This is a genomic window from Comamonas terrigena NBRC 13299, from assembly GCF_006740045.1.
Classification (GTDB): domain Bacteria; phylum Pseudomonadota; class Gammaproteobacteria; order Burkholderiales; family Burkholderiaceae_C; genus Comamonas; species Comamonas terrigena.
This window is the reverse complement of record NZ_AP019749.1, coordinates 1,156,217-1,178,270: the sequence shown is the minus strand read 5'-3', so window position 1 is coordinate 1,178,270 and position 22,054 is coordinate 1,156,217. Positions and strand designations below refer to the sequence as shown.

Below are 22,054 nucleotides of genomic sequence, written 5' to 3'. Positions count from 1 at the left end.
GAAGGACCATGTTCACGCTCTGTCTGCTGGCTTTGCTGGGCACCGCCACCCTGGCTTTCTGGCCGCTGGACCGCCAGGCGCCCAATCCGGCGCGCGCCGCTGCGCTGGCCTTGCTGATGCTGGGCAGCGCCCTGGCCGCCCTGGCGCTGGCCGTGCTGACCTGGTGGAGCAGCCTGTCGGGCGCCGCCACCTGGCGCGCCAGCCTGGTGCTGGCCGTGGTGACCAGCGCCTGCGCCGCCAAGGGCCTGCTGCGCCACCGTCCGGTGCCGCTGACCCTGGCCATGCACCGCTGAACACTGCCAGCTAACGGCTGCCGGCGGGCCCACGCGGCGGCTGGATTCCCCCAAAAAGGAACGTCCCAAAAAATGGGACGTCCTGATCTTGAGAGATAGAGAGATTGAGAGAGGAGCAGGCCGCCGCCGCAGCCTGCACAGCCTTTTTCAGGCGCCGGTTTCCGGCGTCTTGCGCACCTCGATCTCCAGCCCCGTGGCCGCGTCGATCTTCAGGCCCTTGGGCAGGGGGAACTTCACCGTCTCTTCGATACCGTCCATCTTGCGCACCGACACCGCGCCCAAGCTGCGCACCCGGGCGATCACGTCGTGCACCAGCACCTCGGGTGCCGAGGCTCCCGCCGTCAGGCCGACGCGGGCCGCATTGGCAAACCACTCTTCCTTCAGCTCGCCCGCGTTGTCCACCATGTAGGCCGGCGTGCCCAGGCGGGCGGCCAGCTCGCGCAGGCGGTTGCTGTTGGAGCTGGTGGGGCTGCCCACCACAATCACCACGTCCACCTGCGGCGCCAGCACCTTGATGGCGTCCTGGCGGTTCTGCGTGGCGTAGCAGATATCCTGCTGCTTGGGCTGGCGCACCTGTGGAAAGCGCAGCTTGATGGCCGCCATGATGCCGGCAGCATCGTCCACGGACAGCGTGGTCTGCGTGACCACCGCCAGCTTTTCGGTCTGGCGCGGCGCCACGGTGGCCACATCGGCCTCGTCTTCCACTAGGTGGATGCCTTCGGAGAGCTGGCCCATGGTGCCTTCGACTTCCGGGTGGCCCTTGTGGCCGATCATCAGGAACTCGTAGCCTTCCTTGGCCAGCTTGGCCACTTCCACATGCACCTTGGTGACCAGCGGGCAGGTCGCGTCAAAGATGGAAAAACCGCGCGCCTGGGCTTCCAGCTGCACCGCCTTGCTCACGCCATGGGCGCTGAAAATCAGCGTGGCCCCAGGCGGCACTTCGTCCAGTTCCTCAATGAAGATGGCCCCCTTGGCCTTGAGGTCGTTGACCACAAAGGTGTTGTGCACGATCTCGTGGCGCACGTAGATGGGTGCGCCGAACTTGGCCAGTGCGCGCTCCACGATCTCGATGGCACGGTCCACGCCGGCGCAGAAGCCGCGCGGCTCGGCCATCAGGATTTCCTTGGCGCCCTGCACCTCAGAGCACCCCGATGATCTTGACTTCGAACGTCACCGGCTGGCCGGCCAGCGGGTGGTTGAAGTCGAACAGCACGGCTCCGTCCTCGCGCACCTGCACCACGGCGCCGGCGTACTGACCCAGGCCGTCGGGCGTGGGGAACTGCACCACATCGCCGGCGCTGTACTGCTCGTGCGGGTCGCCCAGCTCGTTCATCAGCTTGCGCGCCACCCACTGCACCATGTCGGGGTTGCGATCCCCAAAGGCAGCGCCCGCAGGCAGCTCGAACGTGGTGTGCGTGCCTTCGGCCAGGCCCAGCAGTTGCTCTTCCATCGCAGGCGACAGCTCACCTGCGCCCAGCGACAGGGTGGCGGGCTTTTCGCTGAAAGTGTTGATCACGTCACCGGCCGGACCGGCCAGACGGTAATGCAGTGTGAGGAAGGAGCCCGGCTGTACGGTGGGCACGGATGCGTGGGTGGTGGTCGTCATGGATGTCCCGTTAATCTGCCGCTATTGTAAAAAGCCGCACATGCCCCCGCAGCCTCCACGCGCATAGCGTGGTCCGACCGCACTGCCCATGGCCCTCAAAGACCTGCCCACCGACGCCCAACCCCGTGAAAAACTGCTGGCCCGCGGCCCTGCCGCACTGGCCGACGCCGAACTGCTGGCGATTTTGCTGCGCACCGGCCTGGCGGGCTGCGGGGTGCTGCAACTGGCGCAAAGCCTGCTCGATGCCCCGGGCCGCCACCCGGAGACCGGCCTGCCCCAGGGCGGGTTTGACGGCCTCGCCGGCCTGCTGAATGCCAACGCCCAGGATCTAGCGCGCATCAAGGGGCTGGGTCCGGCCAAGCGTGCCGAACTATTGGCCGTGATGGAACTGGCCAAACGTGCCACCGCCCAGCAGCTGCGCGAGCGCACCGTGTTCACCGACCCGCAGACGGTGCAGCACTACCTGCAGCTGCATCTGGCACCACGCCCGCACGAGGTGTTTGCCGCTCTGTTTCTGGACAGCCAGCACCGCCTGATCGCGCTCGAAGAGCTGTTTCGCGGCACCCTCACCGCCACCGCGGTCTACCCCCGTGAAGTGGTGCTGCGCGCCCTGCACCACCAAGCCGGCGCCGTGATCCTGTCACACAACCACCCCAGTGGCAGCGTGCAGCCCAGTCCGGCCGACAAGGAGCTGACCCGCACCCTGACCTCCGCCCTGGCCCTGGTGGATGTGCGCGTGCTGGACCATGTGATCGTCGGCCCGGGTGCGGCACTGTCCATGGCCGAAGCCGGCTGGATGTAGCAGCCAGGCAACACCCCGGCCCCGCACCGGCGCAGGCCGCAGCCAGGTGCGGCACCGCCATATAATGAGAAAAACTCTCATTTGCATTCATCTACTCCCATGTCCGCGCCTGCCACCACCGATCCGGTCCACACCCTGTATGTCGACCACGGCAAATGGCTGCATGGCTGGCTGCGCCGCAGGCTCGGGGATTCGCACCAGGCGGCGGATCTGGCCCAGGACACGTTTGTGCGCGTCATTACCGGCCGCCAGGCCCAGGCCATTCTGGAGCCGCGTGCCTACCTGACCACCCTGGCGCAGCGGGTGCTCTACAACTTCTGGCGCCGGCGTGAGCTGGAACAGGCCTGGCTGGATGCCCTGGCCCAGCAACCGCCCGCACTGGCTCCCTCGGCCGAGGACTATGCCCTGGTGTGCGAGGCCATCCACACACTGGATCTCTGGCTGGGCGGTCTGCCGCCCAAGGTGCGCCAGGCCTTGTTGCTGCGCCAGCTCGACGGCCTGAGCCACAGCGATATCGCAACCCACCTGGGCGTATCCCTCTCCACGGCCGAGCGCTACCAGAAGCAGGCCTTGCTGCACCTGTGCACCCTGCCCGAGCCGCTGTGGTGATGTCGCCCACACCTGCACTGCCCGGCTGGGCCCTGGAACAGGCCGTGGACTGGCTGCTGCGTCTGGATCCGCCCCACCAGGCGGATGCCCAGTTGCAACAGGCCCTGGAGCAATGGCTGGCGCAGGATCCGCTGCACCGCCAGGCCTGGAACCATCTGCACGCCCGGCTGCAAGGCAGCATGGGCGCAGCCATGCAGCAGCTGCAACGCAGCAGCGCTGGCGTCCACCATGCCAGCCGCCAGGCGCTGCTGGCCCCGATCCCCACCCAGGCGCGGCGGCGCAAGCTGCTGGGCTCGGGCCTAGCCGTGGTGCTGGCCAGCCTGGGTACGTCCTGGCTGGCCAGCCGCAACACCCCTTTTCCCGCCCTGGTGGCCGATCTGCATACCGGCACCGGGGAACGCCTGCAGCAGCAGCTGGCCGACGGCAGCACCTTGCTGCTGGACGCAGGCTCCGCCGTGGACATTGCCTTCAGCAGCACGCAGCGACTGGTGCAGCTGCGTGAAGGCGCGTTGATCGCCCAGGTGTCACGGTTGCCCGGCGTGCTCCGCCCTTTCACCGTGCAAAGTGCCCAAGGCACGGCCCAGGCGCTGGGCACACGCTTCATGGTGCGCCAGCAGTCCGGCAGCACCCTGGTGCAGGTGCTGGAACACAGCGTGCGCATCACCACCGCCAGTGGCCAGCAGCGCAGCTTGCAGCAGGGCGAAAGCGCCCAATTCACCGACACGCAGATCACCCTGCTGGAACGCGGCAGTGCCCCCGCCGCCTGGGCCGACGGCCTGATCGATGTGCGCAACCAGCCACTGGGCGAGGTCATCGATGCGCTGCGCCCCTACCAGCCCGGGCTGCTGCGCATCAGCCCCGAAGCCGCGCAGCTGCGCATCTTTGGCGTGTTTGCGCTGGAGCACCCGCGGCAGGTGCTCCAGGACCTGGTGGACACCCATCCCATCCGGGTGCGCCACTGGGGCCAGTGGCTGACGCTGATCGACCTGGCGCCCCCGCGCACCTGAAGCCAGGGCCGCACGGCACCGGTGCAGCGCAACGGATTCCCCCCTGGGGGCTCCGGACGTTCCCGCCCGACAGCCTCCAGCCACCGCGGCAGGCCGCCCGGGTGGAGACGCACACCACTGCCTCTTGAAAAAAATTTTCCATTTCGTGAGGGTTTTGTCCCACCCCGTTGGACAGACCAAAGAACCCGTTTTTTTCTCATTGCCCTCACAAGGATGGTCTGCACCATGGTTGCACCGCTCTCGCCTTCTTTCGCATCGCTTGCCTCCCGCACGCCGCCCCACCGCCACTCGCCCCTGGTGCTGGCCTTGGCATGGGGCCTGCTGGCCCAGATCCCGCTCGCCCACGCACAGACCACCACGCCGCCCACGTCCCGCAGCGCAGCCGTGCTGCAATGGAATCTGCCCGCCGGCCCGCTGGGCGACACCCTGGCGCGCATCGCCCGCGAAGGCGGCCGCCGCATCAGTGCCGACCCCGCGCTGCTGGCCGGTAAGCAGGCAGCCCCCGTGGTGGGCGCACTGAGCGCCGAGCAGGCCGCGCAGCGCGCCCTGGCCGGCAGCGGCCTGCAACTGGCCGTGACCACCAGCGGCACCTTGACCGTGGTGCCGGGCAACCCGCCGGCACCGGTCAGCAGCAGCGGCGACAGCGCCACCTTGAAGGAAGTCACCGTCAAGGCCGCGCCGGAACTCAATGGCGTGACCGAGGGCTCCACCAGCTACACCGCGACCGGCCCCAGTCGCATGGCCACCGGCCTGTCGCTGACACAACGGGAAACGCCCCAGGCCGTCACCGTGGTCACGCGGCAGCAGATCCTGGACCAGAACATGCAGTCGCTGGACGACGTGGCCAACGCGGCCACCGGCATCAGCTACTCCAAGAACGGCACCGAGCGCTCGGTCTACTACGCGCGCGGCCTGCAGGTCAGCGACCTGCAGATCGACGGCATGTCGGTCAGCATGTCCGAGAACTACTCGATGGACGCCATGTCCGGCAACAACCTGGTGATCTACGACCGCGTGGAATTCGTGCGCGGTGCCAACGGTCTGATGCAGGGGTCAGGCAACCCGTCCGGCGCCATCAATCTGGTGCGCAAGCGCCCTACGCGGGAATTCCAGCTCAAGGGCGAAGTCGGCGCCGGCTCCTGGGCCGATTACCGTGCCCAGGTCGATGTGGCCGGCCCGCTGAACGAAGCCGGCACGCTGCGCGGCCGTGCCGTGGCCTATGCCAACAACGGCAACAGCTACAAAACCGGCTCCGGCAAGGACAACCAGTTGCTCTACGGCATCCTGGAAGCCGACCTGAGCCCGGACACCTTGCTGACGCTGGGCGCCACCGTCCAGCGGGACCGCCACCGCGGCTATGAATGGGGCGGGCTGAACACCCGGCCCGACGGCTCGTTCTACCAGCTGCCCCGCTCCATCTCGCTGGCAGGCCCCTGGGCCCACCTGAACCGCGACAACTACACCCTGTTCAGCGAGCTGAGCCACCAGTTCGGCAACGGCTGGAAGGTCACGGGCGCGGTCAATGTGATGCGCTCCAATGCCGACTACCTGGCCTCCTACCCGGCACGGGTCAGCGGCTCGGACGATCTCTACCGCCTGGTGGCCGTGGATGTGGACTACACCGACAAGCAACTGGCGTTCGACCTCAAGGCCAGCGGTCCGATCACGCTCTGGGGCCGCGAACACGAGCTGATGCTGGGTGCCAGCCACCGCAAGGATGACTTTGCCTTCCCCATCTACTCGGCCACCAACACCCCCATCGTCGATATCACCAACTTCGACTACTGGGCCATTCCGGTCCCCATCATCAACTACGCCAAGCCGGCCAACTACCGTTACCAGCGCAGCGAAAAAGGCCTGTACGCCGCCACCCGGCTGCGCGCCACCGATGCCCTCAGCGTCATCATCGGCAGCCGCCTGAGCTGGGCCGAATACGATGTCCAAAGCCCTTATGTGAACGAACCCTACGCCACGGGCCGCCAGTTCATTCCCTATGCCGGCCTGGTCTACGACCTGAACGGCCACCACAGCCTCTACGCCAGCTACACCAGCATCTACCAGATCCAGGACTACTTCGGCCCCGGCGGCCTGCTGGACCCCGTCAAGGGCAACAACTACGAAACCGGCATCAAGAGCAGCTTCTTCGACAGCCGCCTGCAGACCGCGCTGTCGGTGTTCCAGTCCGAGCTGACCAACCTGCCCGAAGAACTGGACCTCGACCCCACCTGCGGCACCTCCGGCACCAGCAGCTGCTACACCGAAGGCGGCAAGGTGCGCAACCGCGGCTTCGAGATCGAAGCCTCCGGCTCCCCCCTGCCGGGCTGGAACCTGAGCGCGGGCTACAGCTACAGCCACCCCAAGTATGTGCAGGGCAGCAGCCACGGCATGGACTACGACACCCTCACCCCGCGCAAACTGCTGAAACTGGCCACCGACTACCGCCTGCCCGGCGGCCAGTGGCGCCTGGGCGGCGATGTGCAGATGCAAAGCGGCACCCACAGCAGCCTGCTGCCCAACCTGGCCCAGGGCAGCTACACCCTGCTGAACCTGCACGCCAACTACCAGCATGACCGCCACCTGAGCGTGCAGTTCAATGTGCGCAATGCCACGGACAAGCACTACTACCAGACCATCCCCAGCCGTGCCAACTGGGGCAATCTGATGACCGGAACCCCGCGCAGCTTTGCCGTGACCGTGCGCTACCAGTACTGAGGCTGCGCCACTGCAGCGCACCGGGGTGCCCGGGCAGGGCACCCTGGGCGACCGTCCCCGTCTGTCGCCGTAGCTGACGAGGAACGACAAAGCCCTGTGTGCCATCCATGGACTTGGTTTATCCGGTACAAACGGGCTTCCATGATGCTCAAAGCCCATTCACTGCAGGACCTCCAGCCGCTGCGCCAGCACCTGGCGCAGGCAGCTGCGCGTGCAGAGGCCGAAGCCCAGGCGCGGCGCGAAGCCGCTGCCCGCGTAGAGCGCGAACGCAATCTGTTCGTGCTCAGCGTGGGGGATGTGACCCCGCTGCCCACCCACAACCAGGCCGCTCTGGAAGCGCCGGTGCCCGCGCCCGAACCCATCCAGTTCGTGCTGGACGAGCAGCGCGTGCTGATGGAAGCCATGAGCGACGAGTTCGATGTCAGCACCTTGCTGGACACCGACGACCAGTTGAGCTTCCGCCGCCCCGGCATTGGCACCGATGTGACGCACAAGCTGCGCGGCGGCCAGTGGAGCATCCAGCGCCAGCTGGACCTGCACGGCCTGCGCGTGGACGAGGCACGCGAGGCGCTGGGCCAGTTCATCCGCCTGTCGCACCGCACCGGCCTGCGCTGTGTGCGGGTGGTGCACGGCAAAGGCCTGGGCTCACCGGGCAAGACACCGGTGCTCAAAGGCCGGGTGCAAAGCTGGCTGGTGCAGAAGAAAGAGGTGCTGGCTTTTGTGCAGGCCCGCCCGGCCGAAGGCGGGGCCGGTGCGCTGGTGGTGCTGCTGCAGCCCGGCAAGCGCTGGGTCCCCGGCGGCTGACGGCAACCGGGGGCTTGCTTACACCCTGCTGCTGCCGCGGATGTGGCGGCACTGGCTCACCCCGGTGACGCGCTCACCCGGCGCAGGAGCCCACGACCGCGGCAGTGTCAGTACGCCTGCAGATCGCCAGGGCATCCACGCACCACCACCGCATGCACTTTCAGGCGGTCAACTGGCACATGGCCTGCTCGCCTGCAGCGCGGCGGCTGCAACCTCGGGATCAGAAACACCTCTGGGCTCGCCCTGCGCCGGCACACCTTCGGCAGCCTGCAGCAGGTCCAGATGGGCAAAGCCGATCAGCCGCGCCAGCAACAGATCGGGAAAGCGACCGGCGCGGCGGTTGTAGTCCGCGACCTGGCTGTTATAGGCCTGGCGCGCCAGACCCATGCGGTTTTCGGTGCTGCCCAGTGCTTCACGCAGCTGCAGCATGCGTTCGTCGTCCTGCAGCTGGGGATAGGCTTCGGCCTGCAGACGAAACTGGCCCAGTTGCTCATTCAGACTCTGCTCGGCCATAGCCAGAGCGCCCATGGCACCGGGTTGGCCGGGGTGCCGGCGGGCGGTACTGGCAGCGCCCTGGGCAATGCAGCGGGCGCGGATCACGGCCTCCAGCGTGGCGGCTTCATGCACCATGTGGGCGCGGGCCACCTCCACCAGGTTGGGGATCAGATCGTGGCGGCGCTTGAGCTGCACATCGATCTGCCCGTAGGCAGTCTCCACCCTGTGGTGCAGCACACGCAGACGGTTGTAAGCCAAGGCCACCCACAGCAATGCCAGCACGATCGCCACCAGCACGCCCCACCCGCCTGTTGCCATATGCGCCTCCCTCTTATTGGATGGCGCATCCTAGCGGATACCCTAGCGTCAGCGCGCTACGCTCATCGGTCTTCCGTCCCCGAAATCGGGCCGTCGTTGACCCGCATCAACACAGGCGGCCTGGCAGGCCACCAAAGCGTCTGCGCCGCCCACCACCGCACCGGTCTGGGCGGCAGCGCCGGGTCGTCGGATTCAGGCGCCTTTGTTGCGCATCCAGTCGGCCGTCTGGGTGAAGCTGGCTTTCAGGCGTTCGCGCAGCGCCGGATCCAGCTGCACCTCGCCCATGGCCTGGTCCATGCACGCCACCCACTGGTCGCGCTCCAGAATGCCGATGGAAAACGGCATGTGGCGCATACGCAGGCGTGGGTGACCAAAGCGCTCCACAAAGTGATCGGGTCCGCCCAGCCACCCGCACAGAAACCAGAACAGCTTGTCGCGTGCATCCTCCAGTGTGCTGCCGTGGGCGGCACGCAGCTCGGTGTAGGCGGGCTCCAGGTCCATCAGGTCATAGAAACGGTCCACCAGGCGGCGCACGGCGGGCTCGCCGCCAATCCATTCGAAGGGGGTGGCAAAAGCGGGTTGGTCGTCAGAAGACATAGCAGCAGAACACGGAAAGCGCCCCGGGTCGCCCACGGCGCCCAGAACGGAAAGGCCAAGGGAAAGCGCTGCGGGCAGTGCTGCCACGCCGCAAGGGTTTCCCGACCCCAGGAGTGTAGGCGCTGCCCTGCGGGCTACTTCTCAAACTGGGACTGGCAGGCAATGCAGCGTGCCGCTGCCGGGTGGGCCAGCAGGCGCGGCACGGCAATGGCCTTGCCGCAGTCTATGCACAGGCCGTAGCTGCCTTCGGCCATGCGGGCCAGTGCCGCACGCACCAGCACCAGCTCGTCATGGTCGCGCCGGGCTTCGGCATCGCTGAGCACCTCGCCGGTCAGGCGCTCCGCCTGTTCTTCCGGGTCATCCACCACCCGGTCATCCGGATCGGCTGCCTGGCGCAGGTGGCTGTGCTGCACGGCTTCCAGCTCCTGCAACAGCACTTCCTTGCGATCCTCCAGGGTCGCGCGCAGCTGCTCACGTTGGGTGGCGTTCAAGATGGTCATGCCGTTCAGCATGCCACGATGGCCTGCCGCCGGTGTGCTTTTTTTCACGTAGGACAGCCTACGTGGTGTGCTCTGCCGCAGGCGCCTTCCAGCCCAGCACCAGCAAGGCCCCGCCGGCCAGCAGCGACAGGGCCAGCGTCAACCCGAAGGCCGCGCCTCCCCACCACTGCATGCACCAGCCAAAGCCCCAAGGAGCCAGCGCCTGGGCAAAGCGCCCGGGCGCGTGGATCCAGCCCATCTGGCGGCCGTACCCCGCCGGGCCGTACAGCTGCAGCGGCAGCGTGCCCCGGGCAATGGTCAGCACGCCGTTGCCCGCCCCGTGCACCACACCAAACGCCGGTGCCGCCTTGTTGCCCAGCCCCCACAGCAGCAGCACCGCGGCCGCATGGGCCAGTGCGGCCAACCGCGCCGACCACAGCGGCGAAGCGCTGCGCAAGGCCACAAAATCCAGCAGCCGTGCGGCCACCTGGGAAGGGCCGATCAGCGCCCCCACCATCACGGCCTCGCCCAGACTCAGGCCCTGCAGTTGCAGCAACTGGGGCAGGTGCGACGCCACGGCACTGGTGACGAAACCGCAGGCCGCAAAGGCAAAGGCCAGCAAGGCCGTGACGCGCCAGGGCACGGCGGACTGGGAAGCCACGGAAGTGGCAGCAGGCGCTGCCGCCGCAGGCTGCGCATCCGCCGCCACCACGTCCGCAGCCCGCACGCCGCGCCCCGGCAGGCAGGCGGCCAGCGGCAGGCCCAGCAGCAGGTGCAGCGCCGCCCAGGCCAGGCAGGCCTCCCGCCAGCCCCAGGCCGTCGCCATCCATGCCGACAGCGGCCAGCCCACGGTGCTGGCAAAACCGGCAATCAATGTCACGCCGGTGATGGCCGTCTTGGCGTCACGTCCCTTGATGCGCACGATGGTGGCAAACGCGCCTTCGTACAGCCCCAGCGCCATGCCCACGCCCAGCCACAGCCAGGCGGCCCACATCCAGGCCAGCGAAGGCGCCCAGGCCAGCGCTGCCAGACCCAGGGCAAAGACAATGTGGCTGCCGCCCAGCACCTGGCGGCCGCCGCGCTGGTCGATCAGCCGCCCGGCCTTGGGTCCCAACAGCGCCGTCACCACCAGCGCCGCGGAAAACGCTGCAAACACCGCCGGCGGAGCCACCGCCAGGTCGGCCGCCATGGCCGGCGCCAGCACGGCGGGCAGGTACACGCTGGAAGCCCAGGACAGCGTCTGGGTACTGCCCAGCAGCAGCACCAATGTCCGGTTGTTCGCCCTGTTCCCGCCCTGTGCCATGGCTTGCCCCGCTGCGTTGCAGCGCCTGATCTTGGAAATGTGAATGCCCCGTGCAGGGGCGACGGGGCATCTTAATCAGTGCCGCTACAGCGGCGGGGCTGACCGCCGCTGCGGCTGGCAAACCGGCGACAGCACCGGGCCGTGCCAGGACCGCATCCGCACCCGACGGTCATGGGTACATTGCAGCCGACACAAGCCGTCGCACCCCAAGCCCTGCGGGCCGTCGCAACGCCTATTGGGCTTCCCGCAGCGTGGCCATCACCGGGCGGGTGAGCACCTCGCGCAGTCCCCACCAGCCGGCCGCCAGTGCCAGCACGGCACCGGCCAGGGCGCCGGCCAGCGGCACCCATAGCGGCGCGGTCCAGGTGAATTCAAACACCCAGCGCGCCAGCGCCCAGCCCACGGCCACGGCCACGGCGCTGGCCAGGGCACCGGCCAGCAGCCCCACCCCGGCCAGCTCCGCCCGCTGCACCTGGCGCAACAAGCCGCTGTGGGCCCCCATGGCGCGCATCAGCGCGTATTCGTGTGCTCGCTCCTCGCGGGTTGCCGTGACGGCAGCAAACAACACCACCAGCCCCGCCGCCAGCGTGAAGGCAAACAGGAACTCCACCGCCCGGATCACCTGGTTCAGCACGCCCTGCACCTGGGCGATGGTGGCAGCCATGTCCACGTTGGTGATGTTGGGGAAGTCGCGGACCAGGGCGTTGTCAAAGCCTGGGGTGTCCGGCGCACGGTAGGCCGCCAGATAGGTGGTGGCCACGCCTTCAAGTTGCTCCACCGGGAACATCACAAAGAAGTTGGCCCGCATGCTGCCCCAGTCCACCTTGCGCAGGCTGGTGATGCGCGCAGCATGCCGCACCCCACCTACATCGAAGGTCAGTTGGTCGCCCAGCTTCAGCCCCAGGGTGTTGGCAATGCCTTCTTCCACGCTGGCACCATCCGCCTCGCCGGGCGTCCAGCGGCCGGCGGTGATGGGGTTGTGCGCCGGCGCCTGCAGCGCGTTGGACAGATTGAATTCCCGGTCCACCAGGCGCTGGGCGCGCTCTTCGGCGTAGTCCGCAGGCGCCACGTCCCGGCCATTCACCTGCACCAGCCGGCCGCGGATCATGGGGTACCAATCGTAGCGCGCCACGCCGCCGCGCTGCAGCGCGGCCTGGAAGTCCTGCGTCTGCTCGGGCTGGATGTTGATGACAAAGCGATTGGGCGCATCCGGCGGCGTGGCGGCGCGCCAGCTGGCCACCAGGTCGGTGCGCAGCAGCACCAGCAGCACCAGGGCCAGCAGGCCCACGGCCAGGCTGCTGATCTGCACCACGGCATAACCCGGCCGGGCCGACAGCTGGCGCGTGGCCAGCACCAGCCAGCGCGGTGCCGTGGCCTCATTGACCAGGCGGCGCAAGGCCCGTACCGCCAACCAGCCCAGGCCTGCAAACAGCAGCGTGGCGGCCGCAAAACCGCCCACGGCGATGCCGCCCAGTTTGGCATCCTGGCTGACCGCCATCAACAGTGCGGCAAACCCGGCCACGCCCACGGCCAGCACACCCACCGATGCCGACCGCAGCGCCCCCAGCTCACGCCGGATCACGCGCAGCGGGGGCACCTGGGCCAGCTGCAGCACCGGCGGCAGGCCAAAGGCCAGCAACAAGGTCAGCCCCATGCCCACGCCAAAGGCCACCGGCCAGCCGCTGGGCGCGGGCAGGCCGGCCTCCACCAGGCCCGCCAGCAGCCAGACGAACACATGGTGCACACCCCAGCCGATGGCCACGCCGATGGCGCTGGCCACCAGCCCCACCAGCGCAAACTCCAGCGCATAGGCGGCGGCAATGCGGCGCTGCGGCAAGCCCAGCACACGCAGGAGCGCGGCCGCATCCAGGTGGCGAGCGGCAAAACTGCGCGCTGCCAGTGCCACGGCCACGGCCGACAGCAGCGCGGCCAGCAGGGCCACCAGGCTCAGAAACTTCTCGGCCCGCTCCAGCGTCTGCTTCATTTCGGGCCGGCCGCTGTCCATGGCTTCCACGCGCAGTCCGTGGTAGGCAGGGTTTTCGACCTCCGCCCTGGCCCAGCGGGCATAGGCGGCGATGGCGCTCTCCGTATCGCCGGCCACGGCCAGGCGGTACGTCAGGCGGCTGGCGGGCTGCACCAGACCAGTGACCGGTACATCGGCGGCGTGGATCATCACCCGCGGGGCAAAGGCCATGAAGCCTGCGCCCCGGTCAGGCTCCACCGTCAGGATGCGGGCGATGCGCAAGCTGGCGTCGCCCAGCAGCAGGCTGTCGCCCACATTCAGATTCAGCGCGGCCAGCAGCGGGGCCTCGACCCAGGCGGTGCCCGGGGCAGGAATGTCCCTGGTCACCCCGCCGGGCTGCTCCAACCCCTGCGCGGTCTGCAACTGACCGCGCAACGGATAGCCGGCATCCACCACCTTCAGTGCCACCAGCTTGGCCGCGCCGCCGTTGGCGTCCGGTGCCCGGCCCATGGTGGGAAAGCTGAGCGTCTGCACCGTGCGCATGCCGCGCTGGCGGGCCTGTTCGGCAAACACGGCCGGCGGGGCGTTGTCGCTGACCACCACCACATCGCCACCCAGCAGCTGGCGTGCATCGCGCTGCAGGCCGCCTTCCAGCCGGTCGGCAAAGAAGGCCACCGAGGTGAGCGCCGCCACCGCCAGCGCCACGGCAATCACCAGCAGGCGCAGCTCGCCCGCACGCGCATCGCGCCACAGCGTGCGCCAGCCCAGTTGCAAAAAACCCATGTGCATGGTTCGCACGATAGCGCATGCCCCCATAACCCCAGCCGCCGCTGCGCACCCGTGCGGCGGCGGCCCGCAGTGCCCCCAACTGTCGCGCGGGCGTCAACTCCGGGCGCCTGCAGCGCATTCCGAAGTCATTGCCCACACCAGTTCCGCACCGCATTGCTGACAACCGACTGTCCATATGCCACTTGCAGATTGAAGGTATTTATGACGGTTTTGAAATTTTCTTCAGGATGACAAAACCCAGGGTTTCCACTAGACCTTGAAAACAGGCCACCGATGACCATTGCGCCCGCAACAACTTAGATAACTTGGGAGCGTTTCAATCATGGTTTGGCAACAAATCTATGACCCGATGGGCAACATGTGGATTTCCACGCTGTTGGCTGCTATTCCGGTCGTGGTCATGCTGGTGGGTCTTGGCTTTCTGCACATGAAAGCCCATATTGCGGCGGGCGCCGGCCTGGTCGCCGCCCTGCTGATTTCCGTCTTTGTGTACAACATGCCCGCCGACATGGCCGGCCGTGCCGCGCTGTTTGGCGCGTTCACAGGCCTGCTGCCCATCGGCTGGATCGTGCTGAACATCATCTTCCTGCACCAGCTGACCGAGCAAAACGGCAGCTTCAAGGTGCTGCAGGACTCGCTGTCCGGCATCACGGAAGACCGCCGCATCCAGCTGCTGCTGATTGCTTTCTCGTTTGGCGCCTTCTTTGAAGGTGCAGCCGGCTTCGGCACCCCCGTGGCCGTGACCGCCGCCATCCTGATCGGCCTGGGCTTCTCGCCGCTGGCCGCTTCGGGCCTGTCGCTGATCGCCAACACCGCTCCCGTGGCCTTCGGCGCCCTGGGCACGCCGGTGATCACGCTGGCCAAGGTGCACGGCTACGACCTGATGGAAGTGACGGCCATGATCGGCCGCCAGCTGCCCTTCTTCTCGGTGCTGGTTCCTTTCTGGCTGATCTGGGCCTTTGCCGGCCGCAAGGCGATGTGGGAAATCTGGCCCGCCATTCTGGTGGCCGGTGTGTCCTTCGCGATTCCGCAGTACCTGGTGTCCAACTTCATGGGCCCCGAACTGGTGGACATCATCGCCGCGCTGGTCTCCATCGCCTGCCTGGTGGGCTTCCTGCGTGTGTGGAAACCCAAGAACATCTGGACCTCGGCCGCCATCCGCGGCAAGGACATCAGCGCCTCGGAAGCCAAGCCGCCCCAGCCCCGCGTGCAGCACAGCAAGAGCGCGCTGATCGCCGCCTGGACCCCCTGGGTCATCCTGTCGGTCTTCGTGTTCATCTGGGGCATGCCTCCGGTCAAGGCCTGGCTGAACAGCCTGTTCGCCCCCGCCTTCCCCATGGTCGGCCTGCACAACCTGATCGAGAAGATGCCCCCCGTGGTGGCTGGCCCGACCAAGGAAGGCGCTGTCTACACGCTGAACCTGCTGTCGGCCACCGGTACCGCCATCCTGTTGGCGGCCATCGTCAGCGCCTTCGTGATGAAGTACAACCCGGTCGCCATCGTGCGCACGTTCTTCAAGACCATCTGGCTGGTGCGTTTCTCGCTGCTGACCATTGTGCTGATGCTGGCGCTGGGTACGCTGACACGCTACTCCGGCACCGACACCACCCTGGGTCTGGCCTTTGCCAACACCGGCGTGTTCTACCCCTTCTTCGGCACCTTGATGGGCTGGCTGGGCGTGGCGCTGACGGGTTCGGACACCGCTTCGAACGTGCTGTTCGGCGGCATGCAGAAGGTGGCAGCCGAGCAGCTGGGCCTGTCGCCCAACCTGATGGGCGCGGCCAACAGCTCCGGCGGCGTGATGGGCAAGATGATCGATGCACAGTCCATCGTCGTGGCCTCCACCGCCACCCGCTGGTTCGACCGTGAAGGCGACATCCTGCGCTATGTGTTCTTCCACTCGATCGCACTGGCCTGCCTGATGGGTCTGTTCGTGACGCTGCAGGCGTATGTCTGGCCGTTCCACCTGATGGTCGTCCACTAAGCACCTGGTTTGCACCAGACAAAAGGCCCATGCGCACTGCATGGGCCTTTTTTATTGCCGGCTGCCGCAGGGCTGCGGGCAAGGTCCTCAGGCGGCCTCCACCGTGCGCGCCAGCACCCGGCCCGGGCGGGCTCCCGTACAGGCCTGCGCCTGGTAGACCGGCTGGCCGTTGACCAGCACCCAGTCAATGCCTTCGGCCGCCTGCTTGGGCTGGTCGTAGCTGGCGCGGTCCCGCACGGTGACCGGGTCGAACACCGTCAGATCGGCGAAACAGCCGGGGGCCACCTGGCCGCGATGCGCCAGACCGAAGACACCGGCCGTCAGGCCCGTCATTTTCCACACCGCAGTCTCCAGTGGAAACAGGCCCACGTCGCGGCTGTAGTGGCCCAGCACGCGGGGGAAGGTGCCCCACAGGCGCGGGTGGGGCAGCTCCCCGGTGGGAATGCCATCGGAGCCGATCATCGTCGGCTCGAACGCCAGAATGCGCTGCACGTCTGCCTCGTCCATGCTGAAGTAGATGGCGCTGGCCGGCTGCAGGCGGGCCGAAGCCTCGGCCCGCGACACACCCCACAGCGCGGCAATATCCCCCAGCTCCTTGCCGCGCATCTCCGGGTGGCTGCCGCTGGAAGCAATCACCACCTTGCCCTGCAAGCGTGCCTCGTCCAGGTGCAGCATGGTGGAGCTGGCGTTGTAGGGGTAGCAGTCCAGCGCCACGCACTGGCACTGCATCTGTTCGGCAATGCGCGCCAGCGTAGCCGTCGACTGGCCGAAGTTGGGCTCGCGCATCAGCTTGTGGTGCGAAATCAGCACCGGCGTGTCCACCGCCTCGCCAATGGCAAAGGTCTCCTCGATGGAGGCCATGCAGCCCTCGGCCTCGTTGCGCATGTGCGTCACATACAGCGCCTGCCGGGCCCCCAGCGGGCGCGACACGCCAATCACCTCGTCGGTGCTGGCCGCCGCCGAAGGCGGGTAGTAGGTGCCGGTGGACATGCCCACGGCACCCGCGTCCAGGGCCTCCTCCAGCAGGGCCTGCATGGATTGCACTTCCGGCGCGGTGGCGCTGTGTCCCAGATCGTCCATGCTCAGCACGCGCAGATTGGCATGGCCCACCATGGGCACCACGTTGACGGCGGCCGGCTGGGCCTTCAGCGCATCGACATAGCCCCGGAAAGTCGGAAAGCTCAGGCTGCCGTCGCCCAGCAGGTTCAGCGGCGCGGGCAAGGACTGGCCCGCGCGCATCGGCGCCAGGCTGATGCCGCAGTTGCCGGTGACCACCGTGGTCACCCCCTGCGAGACCTTGAAGACCATGTCCGGCTGGCACAGCACCGCGTGGTCGTCGTGGGTGTGGGCATCGATAAAACCGGGCGCCACGATCTTGCCCCGGGCATCGATGCGCAGCCGTGCCGGCTGCCCCTGCAGATCCCCCAGTGCCACGATGCGGTCGCCGACCACCCCCACATCGGCCCTGAAGCGCGGGCGTTTGCTGCCGTCGATGACTTCGCCCCCTTCGATCAGCACATCCCAGATGCCGTCAGGCAAGGCTTGTTCGGTTTGCAGTTCCATGTGCAGCATCCTCAATCAATGCGCGCGCCACTCTTGCGCACGATGTCCTGCCAGGTGCCGCGCTCGCTGCGCACCAGCTCGGCAAAGGCCTGTGGCGTGCCGCCCAGCGGCACAAAGGCAATCTTGGCCAGTTGCTCACGCACCTCGGGATCGGCCAGCACCGCATTCATCTCCTTGTTGACGCGCTGCACCGCCTCGGCAGGCGCGCCCGGCGGCATCACCAGACCGCCCCAGGCACGCACCTCGAACTGGGGCAGCCCGGATTCGGCCACCGTGGGCAGATCGGGCAAGGTGGCCAGGCGGGTGCGCGAGGTCACCGCCAGGGCATGCAGGCGCTTGCCCTGCACCATGGGCCCCACGGAGGCGATGTTGTCGATCAGAAAGTCCACATTGCCGGCGACCAGGTCATTGATCGCCTGCGGAGCGCCCTTGTAGGGCACATGCAGCGCCTGGATGCCGGCCTGCACCTTGAACATTTCGGCCCCCAGGTGGCCCGACGTGCCGTTGCCGCCCGAGGCAAAGGTCAGCTGTCCCGGATGCTGTTTGGCGTAGCCCACCAGCTCCTGCACCGTCTTCACCGGCAGACGCGGCGACACCACCAGCAGGCTGTGGGTGGACACCAGGCCGATCACCGGCAGCAGCTTGGCCGGGTCATAGGGCAGGTTGGCGAACAGAAACTGGTTGGTGGCCAGCGTGGCGTTGTTGGCATAGCCCAGGGTGTAGCCGTCGGGCACGGCCGTCATCACGGCCTGCATGCCGATGTTGCCGGCGGCACCCGGGCGGTTGTCGACCACCACGGCCTGGCCCAGACGCTTGGACAGGGCATTGCCCAGCAGCCGGGTGACGATGTCCGGGCTGCCGCCTGCCGCCGAAGGCACGATCACGCGCAGCGGCTTGCTGGGCCATTCGGCGGCCTGGCTGGCCAGGCACCAGCTCCAGGCCAGGGTGGCGACAGCGGCCACGGCGGTGCGACGCAGAACCTGATTTTTCATGGGAAGACTCCGAGAGAGGGATGGGAGAGAGGGAGGAGAAGAAAGGCGGGCCACCGGAAAGCGCGCACAGCATTCCCCCTGCCCGACAGCAGCCGGGCATGCAGCCCTTGCCGGGCCTGGGGTTCCCAAGGAATGCAGCACCGCAGCACGGCTGCGGTCACGCCGCTGCGCTCAGGCGCTGGTGCGGCCGCAGGCAGCCTGCCAGGCGCTGTAGGCGGCTACCACATCGGTCAGGCCAATGCCCACCGACTTGAACACCACAATGTCCTGTGCGCTGCGGCGCCACGGGGCCTCGTTGCGGTAGAGCTGGGGCAGGTCCACCACATCGGCTTCGCTCAGCACCCCGGCCGACAGGGCCTGCACCACTTCGCCGGCTTCGACCAGGCTTTGTGGCTTCCATTCCACCAGCAGCCGGCCGGCGCGGCGGAACGTGGCATTGTCCAATTCCGAACCATTCGGCAGACTCGTGCCCATGGCCACCACCACGGCCCCGGGCTTGAGCCATTCGCCGTCCAGCACGGGCTTTTTGGAGCGGGACGCCGTCACCACCAGATCGGCATCGGTCACGGCAGCCTGTGGCATGCACAGCTGGGCATCGACGCCCATGCGCTGGCCAAAGGCCTGCACCCAGGCAGCATCGCCCACGGGGTCGACAAAGCACACCTGCTGCAGATCGAATTCCTCGCACAGCACCTCGGCCTGGGTACGGCCTTGCAGGCCGGCACCAAACACCGCCAGCTTGCGGGGGGCCGCCATGCCCGTCGTGGCCTTGCGTGCCACCAGGCGGGTCAGTGCGGCCGTGCGAAACCGTGTCAGCTCATTGGCTTCCAGCACAGCCAGCGGCTTGCGCTGGGCGGTATCGAACAGGTTCACCAGAAAGCTGAACTGCCCATCCACGGTGATATAGGACTTCACGGCCGCGGCATGGCGCGCCTGCCAGATGCCCCCCATATTGCTCAGCTTGGCAGGGCCGCAGTCGATGCGGTGGCGCGCCTGCACCGCCGCTTCGCCTTGCGCCAGATCGGCAAAGGCAGCGTCCAGCGCATCCACCAGCGGACCATGCTGCAGCAAGGTGCCGACTTCGGCATCGGTGATCAAAGAAAGACCCTGGGACATGTTCAATTCAACTTTCTCTCGCACATCAACCTGCGGACATCGGCAGGCAGAAGCGGTCGATGCAGACTTCATGCCCAAAACCCGGTAAGCCGCCAATTTATGGCATGGCCAATGCGCTGGGCAAACCAAAGATTCTCATTGCAGCATCAATTGAATTCATGCAACCCTGTCTGGTGCACGACGCGCCACATCCGGTAAAAACCCTGCCCCAGCGTGGCCCACGGCCGGATCCGCAGCCTGTGCACTGCAGCAGTGGATGCACCAAATCAATGCATACCCGGCGTGGGCTCCTCCCCAGCTCAGGGAATGGCCATAGGCGGGCGGATGCTGTCCAGCCATTCACAGAATTTGCGCAGCGCGGGCTGGCCGCTTTTCCAGCGGGGAAAGCGCAGGTAGTAGGCTTTGGAGGAGGTCCATGAGACCTCGGACAGCCGCTGCAGCTGTCCTGTCTGCAGTGCCGCATCGGCAATGTAGCCGGGCAGCAAGGCCACCCCCAGGCCTGCAATCGCCCCGTTGAGCGCCATGGACAGCAGGTCGTAGCGCGAGCCCCGCGCGCAGTGCTCCAGCTGCACCTGCTGCGCCAGTCCCGCCGCCTCCAGCCAGCTGGGCCAGGCTTCCATCAGGGTGTTCTGGTGGATCAAGGGCACGCTCTGCAGCAGCTGCGCCAATGGCTGGCCGGCATGCTCTGCCAGCAGCAAGGGCGCGCCATAGGGGTGCACCACCACATCGGCCACCTTGTGGGCACACAGCTCCGGCGTGGCGCCAGGACTGAATTCCACCGCCGCATCGTGGCGCATGCTGGAGAAATCGACCTCCCCGATGTGCATGGAGATGTTCAAGGTCACCTCCGGGTGCCGGGCCAGAAAGCCGCCCAGGCGCGGCAGCAACCAGTAGGTGCCAAAGCTGGAAGCCGTGCTCAGGTTCAGCATGCCGCCTTGCTCCCCCTGCATGCGGATGCTCTGCGTGGCCCGTTCCAGCTGCTGCAGCGCCAGCAGCACATCATTCCAGTACGCCCGTCCGCAAGGTGTCAGCACCAGACCGCTGCGCTTGCGCTCGAACAGGGGCACACCCAGGTCCTCCTCCAGTTTCAGTATCTGGTGGCTGACGGCACCCTGCGTCAGATGCACCTCCTGGGCCGCGCGGGTGAAAGAGCCCAGGCGGGCACTGGCGTCCAGGCAGCGCAAGGCCGTGAGACTGGGAATGCCCCGCCCCACACCCACCGACGAAACGGCGGGCGTGGCGGGCAAGGGGCGCGGGGAATCAGTAGTCATGGCATGCGGAAGGTGGGGACTGCACCGGCAGCCACCATGCCCCGGTTTCAGCGCCAAGCTTACCGCCAGCCTCTCCGGTTCCGTCCGGGCTGCGGGCACAAAAAAACCGGCGCGGGATGTCTCCCAGCGCCGGTCGGAGCCTGGCACCGCCTGGCGCCTGCCCTGTACCGATCAGGTGTTCTGGCTCACCGTGATGGTGGGGAACTTGGCCGAGAAGTCCTTGGCCTTCTGTGCCACCTTCACCGCCACATCGCGTGCCAGCTTCTTGTAGATCTGGGCGGCTTCGCTGTCCGGCGAGGCAACCACCGTGGGCGTGCCGCTGTCGGCCTGTTCACGGATCTGCATGGACAGGGGCAGCGAGCCCAGGAAGTCGATGTGGTAGTCGGCCGCCATCCGGGCGCCGCCACCGTTGCCGAAGATGTGCTCCACATGGCCGCAGTTGCTGCAGACATGCATGGCCATGTTCTCGACCACGCCCAGAATGGGCACGCCCACCTTCTCGAACATCTGGATGCCCTTCTTGGCGTCCAGCAGGGCAATGTCCTGCGGCGTGGTCACCACCACGGCACCAGTCATCGGCACGCGCTGGCTCAGGGTCAGCTGGATGTCACCGGTGCCAGGCGGCAGGTCGATGATCAGATAGTCCAGGTCTTTCCAGTTGGTCTGGCGCAGCATCTGCTCCAGCGCCTGCACCGCCATGGGGCCGCGCCAGATCATGGCCTGGTCGTTGTCCACCAGCAGGCCGATGGACATCACCTGCACGCCATGGTTGATCTTGGGCTCCATGGTCTTGCCGTCGGAGCTCTCCGGCTTGCCGGACACGCCCAGCATCATGGTCTGGCTGGGCCCGTAGATGTCGGCATCCAGCACCCCGACGCGCGCGCCTTCGGCGGCCAGCGCCAGCGCCAGATTGGCCGAAGTGGTGCTCTTGCCCACGCCGCCCTTGCCCGACGCCACGGCGATGATGTTCTTCACGCCCGGCAGCAGCTGCACACCGCGCTGCACCGAGTGCGACTGGATCTTGGTGGAAATGTTGACCGAGACATTGTCCACGCCCGCCACCGTCTTGGCGGCCGCAATGAAGGCGCGGCGCAGCTCGGGCACCAGGCTCTGGGCGGGGTAGCCCAGTTCCACATCAAAGGCGACATCCCCACCGCTGATCTGCACATTGCGCACGGCACGGGTGCTGACAAAGTCTTTGCCGGTATGGGGGTCCTGGACGCTGGTCAGCGCCGCCAGCAGGCTGGATTCGGTGAGTGACATTCTTCTGGAGGTTCGAAGGGGAACGTTTGTTGTACGTATGGGTCGATTAGTCTATCGAAGCACAGCACCCCCTGCGCATGCGGGAGAA

The 22,054-nt window shown here is 67.3% G+C and carries 19 protein-coding genes; 7 read left to right on the top strand and 12 right to left on the bottom strand.

Annotated features, from left to right (window positions below; genetic code table 11):
* Nucleotides 1-8 precede the first annotated feature (8 nt).
* A complete protein-coding gene (locus CT3_RS05430) occupies nucleotides 9-293 on the top strand; it encodes a hypothetical protein (RefSeq protein ID WP_066539339.1) in 285 nt (94 codons plus the stop codon).
* Nucleotides 294-440: 147 nt separating this feature from the next.
* On the opposite strand, the gene ispH is transcribed toward CT3_RS05430, so the two are convergent.
* Both ispH and CT3_RS05420 read right to left on the bottom strand, forming a co-directional pair.
* The gene (ispH, locus tag CT3_RS05425) at nucleotides 441-1,430 is read right to left on the bottom strand and encodes a 4-hydroxy-3-methylbut-2-enyl diphosphate reductase (RefSeq protein ID WP_172591863.1); all 990 of its coding nucleotides are present in this window, start codon (nucleotides 1,428-1,430) and stop codon (nucleotides 441-443) included.
* 1 nt (nucleotide 1,431) lies between these two features.
* Entirely contained in the window at nucleotides 1,432-1,899 is a 468-nt protein-coding gene (locus CT3_RS05420; protein ID WP_066539341.1) for an FKBP-type peptidyl-prolyl cis-trans isomerase, read from the bottom strand.
* 88 nt (nucleotides 1,900-1,987) lie between these two features.
* Between CT3_RS05420 and radC the strand changes: the two genes are divergently transcribed.
* The 5 genes from radC (at nucleotide 1,988) to CT3_RS05395 (ending at nucleotide 7,833) form a co-directional block, all read left to right on the top strand.
* Nucleotides 1,988-2,701, top strand: coding sequence for a RadC family protein (gene radC, locus CT3_RS05415; protein WP_066539343.1), 714 nt, complete (start codon nucleotides 1,988-1,990; stop codon nucleotides 2,699-2,701).
* Nucleotides 2,702-2,800: 99 nt separating this feature from the next.
* Nucleotides 2,801-3,310: a sigma-70 family RNA polymerase sigma factor gene (locus CT3_RS05410; RefSeq protein ID WP_066539345.1), complete on the top strand. Its 510-nt coding sequence runs from the start codon at nucleotides 2,801-2,803 to the stop codon at nucleotides 3,308-3,310.
* Nucleotides 3,310-4,317 carry a FecR family protein gene (locus tag CT3_RS05405; protein WP_066539346.1) on the top strand — a complete coding sequence of 336 codons (1,008 nt, stop codon included), beginning with the start codon at nucleotides 3,310-3,312 and terminating at the stop codon, nucleotides 4,315-4,317. The genes CT3_RS05410 and CT3_RS05405 overlap by 1 nt, the downstream gene beginning before the upstream one ends.
* Nucleotides 4,318-4,542: 225 nt before the next feature.
* Nucleotides 4,543-7,029, top strand: a complete 2,487-nt coding sequence (locus tag CT3_RS05400) for a TonB-dependent siderophore receptor (protein ID WP_066539536.1) — start codon at nucleotides 4,543-4,545, stop codon at nucleotides 7,027-7,029.
* Between the two features lie 141 nt (nucleotides 7,030-7,170).
* Nucleotides 7,171-7,833: a Smr/MutS family protein gene (locus tag CT3_RS05395; protein ID WP_066539347.1), complete on the top strand. Its 663-nt coding sequence runs from the start codon at nucleotides 7,171-7,173 to the stop codon at nucleotides 7,831-7,833.
* Between the two features lie 168 nt (nucleotides 7,834-8,001).
* Here CT3_RS05395 and CT3_RS05390 read toward each other — a convergent pair whose 3' ends face one another.
* The 5 genes from CT3_RS05390 to CT3_RS05370 form a co-directional block, all read right to left on the bottom strand.
* Nucleotides 8,002-8,646 (bottom strand): LemA family protein, encoded by a 645-nt coding sequence (locus tag CT3_RS05390; protein WP_083520528.1) that lies wholly within the window; start codon nucleotides 8,644-8,646, stop codon nucleotides 8,002-8,004.
* 192 nt (nucleotides 8,647-8,838) lie between these two features.
* Complete coding sequence (locus tag CT3_RS05385) at nucleotides 8,839-9,243, bottom strand: group II truncated hemoglobin (RefSeq protein WP_066539348.1); 405 nt, start codon at nucleotides 9,241-9,243, stop codon at nucleotides 8,839-8,841.
* A 134-nt stretch (nucleotides 9,244-9,377) separates the two neighbouring features.
* Nucleotides 9,378-9,743 (bottom strand): TraR/DksA family transcriptional regulator, encoded by a 366-nt coding sequence (locus CT3_RS05380; RefSeq protein WP_066539537.1) that lies wholly within the window; start codon nucleotides 9,741-9,743, stop codon nucleotides 9,378-9,380.
* A 58-nt stretch (nucleotides 9,744-9,801) separates the two neighbouring features.
* Nucleotides 9,802-11,025 (bottom strand): MFS transporter, encoded by a 1,224-nt coding sequence (locus tag CT3_RS05375; protein ID WP_066539349.1) that lies wholly within the window; start codon nucleotides 11,023-11,025, stop codon nucleotides 9,802-9,804.
* 232 nt (nucleotides 11,026-11,257) lie between these two features.
* On the bottom strand, nucleotides 11,258-13,777 hold the full coding sequence (locus tag CT3_RS05370) for an ABC transporter permease (RefSeq protein WP_066539351.1): 2,520 nt from the start codon (nucleotides 13,775-13,777) through the stop codon (nucleotides 11,258-11,260).
* 322 nt (nucleotides 13,778-14,099) lie between these two features.
* Between CT3_RS05370 and CT3_RS05365 the strand changes: the two genes are divergently transcribed.
* Nucleotides 14,100-15,761, top strand: a complete 1,662-nt coding sequence (locus tag CT3_RS05365; protein ID WP_066539352.1) for an L-lactate permease — start codon at nucleotides 14,100-14,102, stop codon at nucleotides 15,759-15,761.
* Nucleotides 15,762-15,848: 87 nt separating this feature from the next.
* On the opposite strand, the gene CT3_RS05360 is transcribed toward CT3_RS05365, so the two are convergent.
* From CT3_RS05360 to apbC, 5 genes are all read right to left on the bottom strand, one after another.
* Entirely contained in the window at nucleotides 15,849-17,324 is a 1,476-nt protein-coding gene (locus tag CT3_RS05360; RefSeq protein WP_066539538.1) for an N-acyl-D-amino-acid deacylase family protein, read from the bottom strand.
* Between the two features lie 11 nt (nucleotides 17,325-17,335).
* Nucleotides 17,336-18,316, bottom strand: a complete 981-nt coding sequence (locus CT3_RS05355; RefSeq protein ID WP_066539353.1) for a Bug family tripartite tricarboxylate transporter substrate binding protein — start codon at nucleotides 18,314-18,316, stop codon at nucleotides 17,336-17,338.
* 171 nt (nucleotides 18,317-18,487) lie between these two features.
* Nucleotides 18,488-19,432 carry an ornithine cyclodeaminase family protein gene (locus CT3_RS05350; RefSeq protein WP_066539355.1) on the bottom strand — a complete coding sequence of 315 codons (945 nt, stop codon included), beginning with the start codon at nucleotides 19,430-19,432 and terminating at the stop codon, nucleotides 18,488-18,490.
* Between the two features lie 299 nt (nucleotides 19,433-19,731).
* The gene (locus CT3_RS05345) at nucleotides 19,732-20,703 is read right to left on the bottom strand and encodes a LysR substrate-binding domain-containing protein (protein ID WP_083520529.1); all 972 of its coding nucleotides are present in this window, start codon (nucleotides 20,701-20,703) and stop codon (nucleotides 19,732-19,734) included.
* Nucleotides 20,704-20,874: 171 nt separating this feature from the next.
* A complete protein-coding gene (apbC, locus tag CT3_RS05340) occupies nucleotides 20,875-21,966 on the bottom strand; it encodes an iron-sulfur cluster carrier protein ApbC (RefSeq protein WP_066539356.1) in 1,092 nt (363 codons plus the stop codon).
* Nucleotides 21,967-22,054: the final 88 nt, after the last annotated feature.